Origin of the sequence: Myxococcus sp. CA005 (assembly GCF_006518205.1) — a bacterium.
Lineage (GTDB): Bacteria > Myxococcota > Myxococcia > Myxococcales > Myxococcaceae > Myxococcus > Myxococcus xanthus.
Genome location: NZ_SRLV01000021.1, coordinates 17,332 through 29,751, shown reverse-complemented (window position 1 = coordinate 29,751; position 12,420 = coordinate 17,332). Strand labels below are relative to the sequence as shown.

The window sequence follows — 12,420 nt, the reverse complement described above, 5'->3', positions numbered from 1 at the left end:
TTCAACGAGGTGCCGCCGCTCCTCAGCGGACGGTGCCGACATAGACGTAGGCGGTGCCGAACGTGAGCGCATGCGCGGACTTTGCCGCGTAGGCCCCGGACTGGTCCATCAACTCCAGGAACTTGTCACCGGCCGGGAAGGAGGCGGACGTCTTGGGCAGGTACTGGTACGCGGCGCGGTTGCCCGTCAGCAGCCCTCCAATCGTGGGCATCACCGTCTTGCTGTAGAAGCGGAACAAGGCCCCGAAGGCCCCCGTCGGCTGGCCGAACTCCAGCACCACGACGTGGCCACCGGGCCGGACCACCCGCGCCATCTCCTTCAGGCACTTCACCGGGTCATCCACGTTGCGGATGCCGAACGAGATGGAGGCCACGTCGAAGCTGTCGGCCGCGAAGGGCAGGTCCATCGCGTCGGCCACCTGGAAGTCCACCTGGAGGCCCGCCTTCTCCGCCTTGGCGGGGGCGCTCTCCAGCATCTCCGGGCAGAAGTCCGTGCCCACGACACGGCCGGACACGCCCACCTTGCGCTTGAAGGCCAGGGCCAGGTCGCCAGTGCCCGAAGCGCAGTCGAGGACGCGGTCTCCTTCCTTCGCGGTGCTGAGCCGGACGGCCTTCCGGCGCCACAGCCGGTGGATGCCGAACGAGAGGACCTCATTCGTCACGTCGTACTTCGTGGCGATGGAAGAGAACATCTCACGGACTTCAGTACTCATCGCGCCCTCACGACCTGGGCCGGGCTTTCCGGCCGCCAAAGGTGTCGGTCCACCGCGTCTAGCACGGCTGGCAGCCGCCGCATCAACGTCTCGAAGCGTTCAGGCGTCAGGGCCTGGTGCCCATCGCACATGGCCTGCTCGGGCTTCGGGTGGACTTCAATCAACAATCCGTCCGCCCCCGCGGCCGCGGCCGCCAGCGACATGGGGAGGATGAGCGCCGGGTCGCCCGTCGCATGGGACGGGTCGACGATGACGGGCAGGTGGGAGCGCTGCTTCGCCCAGGCCACCGCCGCCAGGTCCAGCGTGTTGCGCAGCTCCGTCTCGAAGGTGCGGATGCCGCGCTCGCACAGCATCACCTGTTCGTTGCCGCCGTCGAGGATGTACTCGGCGGCCAGCAGCCACTCCTGCAACGTGGCCGACAGGCCTCGTTTGAGCAGCACGGGCTTGCGCACCTTCCCCAGCGCCCGAAGCAGCGAGTAGTTCTGCATGTTGCGCGCACCCACCTGGAGGATGTCCGTGGACTCCTCCATGAGGGGAATCTGCGCCGACTCCATCACCTCACTGATGATGGGCATGCCGTGGCGGCGCCCGGCCTCCGCCAGGACGTGCAGGCCCGGCTCACCCATGCCCTGGAATGCGTAGGGACTGGTGCGAGGCTTGAATACGCCACCGCGCAGGACATGGGCACCCGCGGCGGCCACCACCGAGGCGGCGTGCTGCACCTGCTCCGCGCCTTCCACCGCGCAGGGGCCAGCCATTACGACGAACCCGGGGCCTCCGACTTCCACGGGGCCCACTCGCACGCGAGTGCCTTCGGGCCGCTCCACGCGAAGCACCCGCAGCGCGCCCGGGGCCCGTCCGGACCCGGCTGGTTCGTCTGGCCGCTTGCCTCCCACGGACCCTCCCATTCATGGAGTTCAAGAGGTTTTGAACTCCTTGGTGCATGTATAGCCGAGATGGCTTAGAAGACAACCGAAGGTGATTGCGACGCAATCGCCGATGAGGAACGCTGATGAAGACGCACACTCCCGTTGAGAGCCAGCGCTGGGTGGCCGGAATGACGCCCCTTGCGGTGGTGGATCCGCTCGCGGGTGCGGACGTATTGGGCGTTCCGACCGTCTACTGGGAGCGTCCGCTGGCGCAGGACGCGGCGGCGGGGTGGGGTGAGGCGGCGGTGGTGGAGGCGCAGGACGCCTCCGACATTCCTGACGTGCTGGCCTCGCTGGGCCGCGTGCAGGTGCGCTGGCTGGGCGAAGCCCCGGAGTCGATGCCGGGCCCCTGGTTTGGCGGCATCCGTTTCGGTGACTCGGGCACGGTGGACACGGCGTGGGCGTCGCACGGTGTGACGCGCTGGACGCTGCCCGAGGTGCTGGTGTTCCGCACGGCGCGCGGCGCGTGCGTCGTGGCGTTCGCGCAGGAAGGCCGCGGGGGTGAGGACCTGGTGCGCTCGCGGCTGGAGCGCGTCCGTGCCTGCTTCCCGGAGTCGTACCGGCATGCGCGCGGCGAGCCCGTGGCGTTGGAGTTGCGCGCGTCGCGGCTGGACTTCGAGGTGCGGGTGCAGCGCGCGCTGGACGCGATTGCGTCCGGGCACCTCCAGAAGGTGGTGCTGGCGCGCCCGCTGGATGCGGAAGGGCCCGCGCCCTTTGATGTGGTGGACGTGCTGGCGCGGCTGCGTGAGCAGAATCCCCGCTGCGCCACCTTCCTGTTCCGCGCTCCGGACGACACGTGCTTCCTGGGCGCGACGCCGGAGACGCTGTGCCGGGTGGACGGTCAGGTGCTGGAGACGGAGGCCCTGGCGGGCACGGCCGCGCCCGGCCAGGCGGACGGGCTGCGGGGCCATGACAAGAACGTGCGCGAGCACGCGTCCGTGGTGCGCTACCTCGTCACCGCGTTGACGCCGCTGGCGGAGCAGGTGTCGTCGGACGCGGAGCCCGCGCTGCTGGCCTTGAAGAACGTCGTTCACCTGCGGACGGGGTTTCGCGCCGAGCTGCGGCCGGGGGTGACGCCGGCGCAGGTGGTGGAGGCGCTGCATCCCACGCCGGCCGTGGGCGGTACGCCTCGTGAGCGGGCACTGTCGTTCCTGGTGGAGCACGAAGGCCTGGACCGTGGGTGGTACGCGGGACCGGTGGGCTGGGTGGGGCCTGGGCGGGCGCACTTGATGGTGGCGCTGCGCTCGGCGCGCGTGAAGGGCGCGAAGGCCCGGCTGTTCGTCGGCGTGGGGCTGGTGGCTGGCTCCAACGCGGACTCGGAGTGGCGGGAGACGGAGATGAAGAGCCTGGCCATGTTGCGGGCCTTGGGAGGCGGGGATGTCGTCCGACGCTAACCTCAACGTGTTGTGGGCGCGCGCGTTGCTGGAAGAGCTCGTGCGCGGTGGGGTTCGTCACGCGGTGGTGTGTCCGGGTTCCCGGTCATCGCCCCTGGCCCTGGCCTGTGCCGGGACGGAGGGGCTGCGCACGTGGTCGGTCATCGACGAGCGCAGCGCGGGCTTCTTCGCCCTGGGGCTCGCGAAGCAGTCGCGCGCACCGGCCGTGGTGGTGGCGACCAGCGGCACCGCAGGCGCGCACTTCTACCCGGCGGTCATCGAGGCCGCGCTGTCTCACGTGCCCCTGGTGGTGCTGACGGCGGACCGGCCCCTGGAGCTTCAGGGCTGGGGCGCGCCGCAGACCGTGCCACAGGCGCGCTTCTTCGGAGAGCACGCGCGCTTCTACGCGGACCTCGGTCAGCCCGAGGCGCATGACGCGGCGTTGATTCACATGCGTGCCACCGTTGCCCGCGCGGTCGTCAGCGCGTGGCGCGCGCCGCGGGGCGCCGTGCAGCTCAACGTCCCATTCCGCGAGCCGCTGGCCCCCATCGCCGAGCCCTTCCCCGAGGCCTCCCTGAGCGCGCTCGCGAAGTCGGGCCGCGCCGGTGCGCCGCTGACGCGCATCGTCCCGCCCGAGCCGGTGCCGGACGCGTCCACCCTGGACGAGGTGCGCCGCCGGATTGCCGCGACCACTCGCGGCGTCATCGTGTGTGGCCCGCGAGATGAGATGGATGGATTCGCGGCGGCCATCAGCGCGCTGTCGCAGGCCACGGGCTATCCCGTGCTGGCCGAGTCCACCTCGCAGGCCCGCTATGGCGGCGGCCCGCTCACGCTGTCCTATTACGACGCGATGTTGCGGCATGCGCCGTTCGCGAAGGCGCACCGTCCGGAGCTCGTGTTGCGCTTCGGGGGCGGGCTCACGCCGAAGGTGCCTCAGCAGTGGCTGGACGGCTCGGGCGCGGACACCGTCCTCTTCAGTGACGGCGGCGGGTTGTTCGACCCGGCGCACCGTGCGTCCACGGTGGTGGAGGGCTCGGCGGTGGCGGCCTGTGAGGCCCTGACGCGAGGACTCGCGCGCGGCGTGGGGGCGTGGGCACGAGGCTTCCTGGCCGCGGAGCAACGGGTGCGCACGGCGCTGGAGGCCGCGTTCGCGGAGCAGCCCGATGTGCTCTCCGAGCCGCGTATCGCTCGCGAGGTGGTGGCGGCGCTTCCCGCGGGCGCGCCGCTCTTCGTATCCAGCAGCATGCCCATCCGCGACCTGGATGCCTTCGCTCCGGCGGGCACGGTGCCGCTGCGGGTGCTGGCCAATCGGGGGGCCAACGGAATCGACGGCATTGTCTCCAGCGCGCTCGGCATGGCGGCCGCTGCGGGCCGCTCCGCGGTGCTGCTCACGGGGGACCTGGCGTTGCTGCATGACGTGGGAGCCTTCGTCACCGCGTCGCGCACGCGAGTGCCGCTCACGGTGGTGGCGGTGAACAACGATGGGGGCGGCATCTTCTCGTTCCTCCCCATCGCCCAGGTCGCGCCGCGGGACACGTTCGAGACGCTCTTCGGTACGCCGCACGGTGTGGACCTGTCCCACGCGGCGGCGCTGGGCGGCGCCCGGCTCCACCGGCCGGAGACGCCCGTCGCGCTCAGGTCGGCCGTGCGCGAGGGCCTGGAGGGCGGGCTCCACCTGGTGGAAGTGCGCGTGGACCGCAACGCGAATGTGGATGAGCACCGGCGGCTGTTCGCTCGAATGGCGGCCTCACTGGGAGAAGGACCATGGGCGTGAAGCTGGCTTACGAGACGTGGGGTGAGGGCTCCCGTCCGCTCGTGTTGCTGCACGGCTTCACCGGCAGCCGCAGGGCCTTCGACGGGCTGCGTCCGCTCCTGGGCCGCGACGTGCGCGCGGTGGCGGTGGACCTCCCCGGTCATGGGGCCACGCCGCTGCCGGACCAGCGGGGGCGTGAGGCCTTCGTGGAGACGGTGGACGCGCTCGTCGCGCTGGTGGACTCGCTGGGGCAGGGGCCCGTGGACCTGCTGGGCTATTCGCAGGGGGCACGCGTGGCGCTGGCGGCGGCCGTGCGCGCGCCGGACCGCTTCGGCCGGCTCATCATGGAGAGCGGTTCGCCAGGGCTGCATCGGCGCCAGGAGCGCGCGGCCCGGCGTGAGGCGGACGGACAGCTGGCGGCCTTCATCCGTTCGCGGGGCGTGGACGCCTTCGTGGACCGCTGGGAGCAATTGCCGCTGTTCGACGGCCTGCGCCAGCTTCCGCAGGAGCGTAGGGACGCGCTGCGCTCACAGCGCCGCGCCTGCACGGCGGAGGGGCTCGCGGGCGCGCTGGAGTGTCTGGGGCTGGGTGTCCAGCCGGATTTCTGGCCGGAGCTGCATGCCCAGCGGCTGCCCACGCTGCTCCTGACGGGCGCTTCGGATTCGAAGTTCACCCAGATTGCCCGCCGCATGGCCACGGAGCTGCCGGTGGTCTGGCGCCACGCCTTCGAAGACTGTGGCCACGCGCCGCACCTGGAAGCGCCGGAAGCCTACGTCCGTGAAGTCCTCGGGTTCCTCCAGACTCCCTGGTACGAGGCCCCGCAGTTCGACAGCCCCATGCCCGTGCGCGAGGGAAGGGTGGCGTCGTGAGCACGTCGGTTCCGGCGCCGGGCCCGCTGTCGGTGAAGCCCCGTCCCGGGGTGAAGCACTGGGTGATGGCGGCGCGCCCCAAGACGCTGACGGCGGCGCTGGTGCCGGTGTTGGTGGGCACGGGGCTCGCGTTCGGCTCGGGCGTGGGGCGCCTGCTGCCCGCGTTGGCAGCGCTGCTGGGCGCGGTGCTCATCCAGATTGGCACCAACTTCATCAACGACTACTACGACTTCAAGAAGGGCGCCGACACGCACGAACGGCTGGGCCCTCAGCGCGTGACGCAGAGTGGCCTCATCGCGCCGGGCACTGTGCTGGCGGGCGCGGGCGTGTGCTTTGCGCTGGCCACGGCCGTGGGCATGTACCTGGTGGCGGTGGGCGGCTGGCCCATCATCGCCATCGGCCTGACGTCGCTGCTGTGCGGCTACGCATACACGGGCGGCCCCTTTCCCCTGGGCTACAATGGCCTGGGAGACGTGTTCGTCTTCATCTTTTTCGGCTTGGTGGCGGTGACGGGGACCTACTACGTGCAGGCGGGGACGGTGGACCCCGCGGCGTGGTGGGCGGCGGTTCCCGTGGGCGCCAGCGGCACCATGCTCATCGTCGTCAACAACCTGCGCGACGTGACGACGGACGTGAAGGCTGGCAAGCGCACCCTGGCGGTCCGCTTCGGCACGGGCGTGGGGAAGGCGGAGTACCTCCTCCTCCTGGTGCTGTCGTACGCCACGCCCTTCGCGATGTACGCGCTGAAGCTGGCCAGCCCCTGGGTGTTCCTGTCCCTGCTGAGCCTGCCCCTGGCGGTTCCCCCGTTGCGGCAGGTGTTGAAGCAGGAGGGGGCCGCGCTGAATCCGGCGCTGGGGTCCACGGCCAGACTCCAGCTCGTGTTTGGAGTGCTGTTCGCGTTGGGCCTCTACCTGCGATGATGTGAGGCCATGCGGATTGCCCAGGTTTCGCTCATTCCCCTCCGGTTGGAGCTGCGCCAGCCCCTGAAGACGTCACAAGGGGGGCACGCGGTGCGAGAAGGCTTCCTCGTCCGCGTCGTCGACGAGGAGGGGCGCGAAGGTCTGGGCGAGGCGATGCCGCTGCCCGCGTTCGGCACCGAGTCGCTCGAAGACTGTGGCGTGACGCTGAACGCCTGGCTGTCCGAGCTGAAGGGCCAGTTCCTGGGCGACTCGGTCCGGGCCATCGAGGACACGTTGTCGCCGTTCCCCCCTGCCGTGGCGCGAGGCGACGGCGTGCGCATCCGTGCACGTCAGGTGACGCCAGCGGGCGCCATGCCGGCCGCGGAACACGCGCTGGAGCTGGCGCTGCTGGACCTGCTCGCGCAACGCCAGGGTGTTCCGCTGTGCTGGCTGCTGGCGGAGGAGGCGCGGACGGAAGTGGCGGTGAACGCGCTGCTGGGCGCCGACACCCCCGAGGCCCTGGCGGGAGAGGCCCGGCAGGCCGTGGCCGAGGGCTTCGGCACGTTGAAGCTGAAAGTCGCCGGCCGGCCGCTGGACGCCGACGAGGCGCGAGTGAAGGCCGTGCGCGATGCGGTGGGGCCGGACGTGAAGCTTCGGCTGGATGCGAACGGCGGCTGGTCCGAGCCCGACGCGAAGCGCGCCCTGGACCGGCTGGGTTGGTACGGCCTGGAGTTGGTGGAGCAGCCCACGCCGCCGGAGGACCTCGCGGCGCTCTGGCGCGTTCAGCGCCGCGCCCCCTGCACGGTGGCGGCGGACGAGTCCCTGGCTTCTCCCGATGCGCTCCGGGCGCTGCTGACGGTGGACCCGTTGCTGGGCGGTGGCCCGGCGGTGGGCGCGGTGGTGCTGAAGCCCATGGTGCTGGGCGGACTGTTGCCGTGCCTCGTGGTCGCGATGCGCGCGGCGCGGCTCGGAATGCAGGCCTATGTCACCAGCTCCATTGATGGCGTGGTGGCGCGGGCTGGCGCGGCACACCTCGCGGCGGCACTGCCATCCGGAGCGCTGGCCTCCGGGCTCGCTATTGGGCGCTTGCTGGCGAAGGAGCCGGAAGATCATCCGTACCATCCGCAGCAAGGCGTCATTCGCCTGTCGAGCACCCCGGGGCTCGGACTGAGCTCCCAGTCCCTGGTGTGACGGCTCGGCGCATGGGAGCCCCCGGCTTGGCCTCCGTTGATGAAGCCCAAGGTGACGGAATGTCGGTCCTGCTGTGTCCCATTCGAGTAGGCGCTCGTCATCACCCCCAGGCAGAGGCCCTGACGTTCGCGGGCCGCTCCTGGTCCTATGAAGCGCTGGATGCGGAAGTCTCCCGATGGGTTGCCGCACTCGAGGCGGAGGGCGTCGGCGCTTCGGACAGGGTGGCGTCGCTCGCGACGAACCACGTCGCCTCCGTGTGCCTCTTCTGGGCGCTGGGCCGGCTGGGCGCGGTGTTGGCGCCGCTCAATGCCCGCCTCACGTCCGTGGAGCTGGCGCCCATGGTGGAGGACATCCAGCCCCGTTTGAGGCTGGCGCTGGGGGCCCTGGCGGAGCGGCTCCCTGGAGCCCGGCCACTCGAGTCCTTCGCGGAGGCCGTCTCCACGGGGGCTTCCACGTGCCAGCCCCTGGAGGCATCGTCGCCCCGGGTTGTGCTCTTCACCAGCGGGACCACGGGCCGGCCCAAGGGCGCGGTCCTCACCGAAGGCAACTTCCGGGCGTCTTCACGAGCGTCGGCGGGCAACCTGGGGGCGCATCCAGCCCCGCGTTGGCTGGGCACATTGCCGCTTTTCCACGTGGGGGGCATCGCCATGCTCACTCGCACTGCCTACGAGGGAGGCTGCCTCGTCCTGCACGAACGCTTCGACGCCGATGCGGCCAACCGGGCCATCGACGGGGAGGGCGTGTCCCACGCGAGCCTCGTGGCTACGACGCTGGAGCGAGTGCTGGAGGCCCGAGGTGACCGGCGCATGCCGGACTCCTTTGCATGGGCGCTGATAGGCGGAGGTCCGGTGCCCGTGCCCCTCCTCGCACGAGCGAGGGCCGCGGGCCTGCGAGCCCTTCAGACGTACGGCCTGACGGAGGCCTGCTCACAAGTCACGACTGAGCGCCCGGACACTGCGGACGGCCGCACCGCTGGTGTCCCGTTGCTGGGTGTCGAGGTGCGCATCGTCGGCGCAGGGGGCGAAGTCCTCGGTGCTGGGGCGGAGGGCGACATCGAGGTGCGCGCGCCCACGGTGATGGCCGGGTACTGGCAGCGTCCGGAGGCCACCCAGGAGGCGGTTCGCGACGGCTGGCTGCGCACGAAGGACGTCGGTGTGCTGGATGGTGGGGGGCGGCTCACCGTGCTGTCACGCCGCACGGACCTCATCGTCCGAGGTGGGGAGAACATCTACCCGGCGGAGGTGGAAGCGGTGCTCGTCAACCACCCCGCGGTGCAGGAAGCCTCCGTGGTGGGCTTCCCGGACGACCGCTGGGGCGAACGGCCCGTGGCCTTCGTCGCGCCGCGCCAGGGGCAACCGCACCCCGGGGATGAGGAACTGGCGGCGTGGTGCCGTCAGTCCCTGGCGGGCTTCAAGACGCCCGCGCGTTTCGTGTGGGTGGACGCGCTGCCTCGCAACGCCATGGGGAAGGTCGAGCGCACCGTCCTGAGACGGCACGCCCTCCGCTGACCCACGGGGGTGGGGCGGGCGCCCTGTCTCAGCACTCCGAGATCGGGTGGCCCCAGGGATTGGTCCGCGGGAACTGCCGCAGGACGGTGCTCAGCCGGCAGGTGGCCGACACGGTGGTGGCAGCCCCGGACCGACGGGAGGCCTGCGGGCCCCGGTGCTCGAAGGTGCCCAGTCGGGCCGCCTGCATCGCCAGCTGCTTTTCGACCTCCGGGGACCAACGGGAGAACTCAAGCCATTCCATGTGCGTGCTCCTTCGCGCCGCAGTGTTCGGGCACATCCGACCTCTTCAAGTCGCGAAAATCACGACGCCACGCGTTGAAGCTGGCGGTCAGTGGCGATTTCCCGACAAGGGTCGCCGTCTCAACCCGCGGACGTGGTCGCCATCTTTCAAAAGCCACTCCGGGATGTCGTGTTCCCGCGCGGCCGCCTGCCCTCCGAGGAGGGGCCTGCATTTCCTGCGCGGACCTGGGACACGTGGACATTCTTGCGTCGTCCTCGCCGTGCCCCCGTCGTGATTGCTGATACGGCTGCAACCTTTCACTCCCAAGGTCAAAACTCAAACATGCAAGGAATTCCACAGCCGACGTTGAAGAGTTGAAGAGACAACGCGGGGGGAGGGTGAGGAATGACGCCGGCTTCCGAGTGAAAACAGGACATTCCAGGTCGTGGCTGATTTTGATATCGAAATGACTCAAAGGCAGCTCAGCACACGTACTCGCAACGGGAGGGAGAGATGGCTCCGGAGTCCGTTGATGTCATCATCGTGGGCAGTGGTCCGGTGGGAGCGATGGCGGCGAATCTCCTGGGACAGCAGGGGATTCGGACGCTGGTGGTGGAGCGTGAAGTCACGCCTCATGGCCAGTCCCGCGCCATCAGCGTGGATGACGAGGGCCAGCGCATCTTCCAGTCCGCGGGGCTGGTGGGCGACCTGGGCGCGGGCTTCTATCCGTGCAAGCGGCTGCAGTACCTGAATGACTCGCTGCGCTCGCTGGCGGAGGTGGACTTCACCCGGTTGGACCGGCCGTTCGGCTACGTGCCCGCGGCCTTCTTCCAGCAGCCGCGCATGGAGGCGGTGCTTCGTCAGGGACTGAAGCGCTTCCCGCACGTGGACCTGTGGCTGGGCCACGAGGTGGAGTCCTTCGTCCAGGACGAAGACGGCGTCACCGCCCGCGTGAAGGAGGTCGCGGGGGAGCGTGCCGTCAACGTGCGCGCGCGCTTCCTGCTCGCGTGCGACGGCTCGCACAGCTCCATCCGCCGGCGGCTGGGTCTGAAGCTCGTGGGGACGACGGCGCTGGAGCACTCGCTGGCCATCACCGTGAAGACGCGCTCACCCGAGCCCGAATTCACCAGCTACCTGTGCGGCCCCGTGCGCCGGGGGTTCATCGCGCGCACCGCGCCGAACGAGATTCGCTTCGACATCATCCTGGAGCCAGATGCGGACCTGAAGGCGGCGCGCTCGCTCGAGAACGTGCGGCGGCTGATCGGCTACTACCTGGACCCGGATTCGGTGGAGCTCGACTCCGTCAAGATCTTCTCGTACCACAGCCGCATGTCCGAGCAGTGGCGGGTGGGCCGCGTGTTCCTCCTGGGCGACGCGGCGCACCTGATGCCGCCCTTCCTGGGGCAGGGGCTCTGCGCGGGCCTCCGGGACGCGGCGAACCTGACCTGGAAGCTCGGGCTGGTGCTCGCGGGCGCGGCGGATGCGTCGCTGCTCGACACCTACGAGGAAGAGCGGCGTGGCCACGTGTCGGAGGTGATTCGCGGCTCGGACGCCATGGGCCGGGTGATGATGTCGGGCGGGCGGGTGATGGCTCGCGTCCGCAACGCGCTCATCCAGGTGATGTACCGGCTGCCGGTGACGGGCGACTTCATCCGCGACTACAAGGTGAAGCCGCAGATGCCGCTGCGCCGGGGCTTCATGCTCGGCGCCCAACGCGAGAAGGGGGACGTGCCGGAAGGCTCCTACTTCCCGCAGCCGCGCGTGGAGCGGCCCGACGGGGAGACGGCGCTGCTGGATGACTGCCTGGGCGAGGGCTTCGTGGTGCTGACGCGTCCAGGTGCTTCCCAGGAGGCCCAGCGCGAGGCACGGGCCCTGGCGGACGAACTCGGAGCACGCTGGTGGCAGGTGGCCGCGGCGGACCGCGCGGGAAGTGGCGGGCCGGACACGCTGGTGGACCTGGACGGCCGGCTGGGCGCCTGGTTCGTGCAGTACGCGGCCGACCTCGTGGTGCTCCGGCCGGACCGCTACGTGTTCGGCATCGCAGGGGGTGGCAAGCGGGGCCACCTCCTGGGCTCGCTCAAGGGCCGCGTCCGCCCTCACTCGCGTCCGAGTGGCGCGGAGGTCCGGCGGGCGGGCTGAAACGCGGGGGAACGGAAAAACAACAGGCGCCCGGGCCGGGGCGCCCTACGACCGCGAAGTGGGGCTGCGGGGAGGCTCAGGCCGCGGCGGCGGACTGGACCAGCTTCCCGGCGCGCTCCACGCAGTCGCCCATGAAGCGCAGGTAGATGTCGAGCGCGCTGGCACCCGTCTTGGCGATGATGGGCGCCTTGTCCGGCACCTGCGACAGGAGCTTGTTGAGCATCACCTCGTTGAGCGCGGTGTGACCCACGTCAATCTCCGTGTGCTCCTTGAGGAAGGACATGCCCTGGAGGATTTCCTCGCCACAGACGCGCTTGGCCTGCTCGAGAATCACGGGGCCGAGCACCGTCGACAGGCCCTCGATTTCGTACTCGATGGCCACCTGCGCGGCGGGCATCTCACCGGTGATGGTGTTCTCGTGAATCTCCCGGTACTCCTTCATCGCCTCCGTGGGCGGCTGGGCGATGAGCTCCTCGGCGTTCAGCTTGGGGCTGCGGCGCTCGTTCCACCGGGCCACCAGGTGCTTGGTGTCCTCGACCATCATCAGGTGGTGGCCGGCCTCGTGCTTGGCGTGGGCGATGAGCTTCTGGCCCACGTCGTCCAGGCCCGCCTTTACGGTGGCCTCACCGGCGCGGCGAATCCACCCGTCCACCGGCTCCGTCATGTAGACGCCCAGCGAGTTCCAGGTGATGAGGAATGCCTCGAAGAGCGCGGGGTCCGCCTTGTCATCCAGCAGCACCTTCAGCCGGGGGTCCGTCTTGATGCGCTCACGGGTGGCAGTCAGGTTCGGCGTGTACAGCTCCTCCACGAGTTGCTTGCTCATGTTC

Annotated in this window: 11 protein-coding genes; 7 read left to right on the top strand and 4 right to left on the bottom strand. The window is 70.3% G+C overall.

The features are described 5' to 3' along the window. Positions 1-22 precede the first annotated feature (22 nt). Positions 23-712: a bifunctional demethylmenaquinone methyltransferase/2-methoxy-6-polyprenyl-1,4-benzoquinol methylase UbiE gene (ubiE, locus tag FMQ63_RS11835; protein WP_011553555.1), complete on the bottom strand. Its 690-nt coding sequence runs from the start codon at positions 710-712 to the stop codon at positions 23-25. Next, positions 709-1,620: a 3-deoxy-7-phosphoheptulonate synthase gene (gene aroF, locus FMQ63_RS11830; protein ID WP_011553556.1), complete on the bottom strand. Its 912-nt coding sequence runs from the start codon at positions 1,618-1,620 to the stop codon at positions 709-711. Before aroF ends, ubiE begins: the two co-directional genes overlap by 4 nt. Positions 1,621-1,724: 104 nt before the next feature. Here aroF and FMQ63_RS11825 point away from each other — a divergent pair, with 104 nt between their 5' ends. Genes FMQ63_RS11825 through menE form a run of 6 tightly spaced genes read left to right on the top strand, consistent with a single transcriptional unit; the run spans position 1,725 to position 9,234 of the window. Continuing rightward, on the top strand, positions 1,725-3,035 hold the full coding sequence (locus tag FMQ63_RS11825; RefSeq protein WP_011553557.1) for an isochorismate synthase MenF: 1,311 nt from the start codon (positions 1,725-1,727) through the stop codon (positions 3,033-3,035). Then, positions 3,019-4,788, top strand: coding sequence for a 2-succinyl-5-enolpyruvyl-6-hydroxy-3-cyclohexene-1-carboxylic-acid synthase (gene menD / locus FMQ63_RS11820; protein WP_011553558.1), 1,770 nt, complete (start codon positions 3,019-3,021; stop codon positions 4,786-4,788). The genes FMQ63_RS11825 and menD overlap by 17 nt, the downstream gene beginning before the upstream one ends. Next, a complete protein-coding gene (gene menH / locus FMQ63_RS11815; protein ID WP_011553559.1) occupies positions 4,779-5,636 on the top strand; it encodes a 2-succinyl-6-hydroxy-2,4-cyclohexadiene-1-carboxylate synthase in 858 nt (285 codons plus the stop codon). Before menD ends, menH begins: the two co-directional genes overlap by 10 nt. Next, on the top strand, positions 5,633-6,556 hold the full coding sequence (locus FMQ63_RS11810; RefSeq protein WP_011553560.1) for a 1,4-dihydroxy-2-naphthoate polyprenyltransferase: 924 nt from the start codon (positions 5,633-5,635) through the stop codon (positions 6,554-6,556). Before menH ends, FMQ63_RS11810 begins: the two co-directional genes overlap by 4 nt. A gap of 9 nt (positions 6,557-6,565) precedes the next feature. Continuing rightward, positions 6,566-7,726: an o-succinylbenzoate synthase gene (gene menC / locus FMQ63_RS11805; protein WP_011553561.1), complete on the top strand. Its 1,161-nt coding sequence runs from the start codon at positions 6,566-6,568 to the stop codon at positions 7,724-7,726. 59 nt (positions 7,727-7,785) lie between these two features. Next, a complete protein-coding gene (menE, locus tag FMQ63_RS11800; RefSeq protein ID WP_011553562.1) occupies positions 7,786-9,234 on the top strand; it encodes an o-succinylbenzoate--CoA ligase in 1,449 nt (482 codons plus the stop codon). 28 nt (positions 9,235-9,262) lie between these two features. Here menE and FMQ63_RS11795 read toward each other — a convergent pair whose 3' ends face one another. Beyond that, on the bottom strand, positions 9,263-9,475 hold the full coding sequence (locus FMQ63_RS11795; RefSeq protein ID WP_020478306.1) for a hypothetical protein: 213 nt from the start codon (positions 9,473-9,475) through the stop codon (positions 9,263-9,265). 492 nt (positions 9,476-9,967) lie between these two features. Here FMQ63_RS11795 and FMQ63_RS11790 point away from each other — a divergent pair, with 492 nt between their 5' ends. Beyond that, a complete protein-coding gene (locus FMQ63_RS11790; RefSeq protein WP_011553563.1) occupies positions 9,968-11,593 on the top strand; it encodes a bifunctional 3-(3-hydroxy-phenyl)propionate/3-hydroxycinnamic acid hydroxylase in 1,626 nt (541 codons plus the stop codon). 76 nt (positions 11,594-11,669) lie between these two features. On the opposite strand, the gene FMQ63_RS11785 is transcribed toward FMQ63_RS11790, so the two are convergent. Continuing rightward, on the bottom strand, positions 11,670-12,416 hold the full coding sequence (locus tag FMQ63_RS11785) for a hypothetical protein (protein WP_225888927.1): 747 nt from the start codon (positions 12,414-12,416) through the stop codon (positions 11,670-11,672). Positions 12,417-12,420: the final 4 nt, after the last annotated feature.

Bases quoted from the DNA above. Each gene is read 5' to 3' on its own strand.
- ubiE (WP_011553555.1), bottom strand. From the start codon at position 712: ATGAGTACTGAAGTCCGTGAGATGTTCTCTTCCATCGCCACGAAGTAC.
- aroF (WP_011553556.1), bottom strand. From the start codon at position 1,620: ATGGGAGGGTCCGTGGGAGGCAAGCGGCCAGACGAACCAGCCGGGTCC.
- FMQ63_RS11825 (WP_011553557.1), top strand. From the start codon at position 1,725: ATGAAGACGCACACTCCCGTTGAGAGCCAGCGCTGGGTGGCCGGAATG.
- menD (WP_011553558.1), top strand. From the start codon at position 3,019: ATGTCGTCCGACGCTAACCTCAACGTGTTGTGGGCGCGCGCGTTGCTG.
- menH (WP_011553559.1), top strand. From the start codon at position 4,779: ATGGGCGTGAAGCTGGCTTACGAGACGTGGGGTGAGGGCTCCCGTCCG.
- menC (WP_011553561.1), top strand. From the start codon at position 6,566: ATGCGGATTGCCCAGGTTTCGCTCATTCCCCTCCGGTTGGAGCTGCGC.
- menE (WP_011553562.1), top strand. From the start codon at position 7,786: ATGTCGGTCCTGCTGTGTCCCATTCGAGTAGGCGCTCGTCATCACCCC.
- FMQ63_RS11795 (WP_020478306.1), bottom strand. From the start codon at position 9,475: ATGGAATGGCTTGAGTTCTCCCGTTGGTCCCCGGAGGTCGAAAAGCAG.
- FMQ63_RS11790 (WP_011553563.1), top strand. From the start codon at position 9,968: ATGGCTCCGGAGTCCGTTGATGTCATCATCGTGGGCAGTGGTCCGGTG.
- FMQ63_RS11785 (WP_225888927.1), bottom strand. From the start codon at position 12,416: ATGAGCAAGCAACTCGTGGAGGAGCTGTACACGCCGAACCTGACTGCC.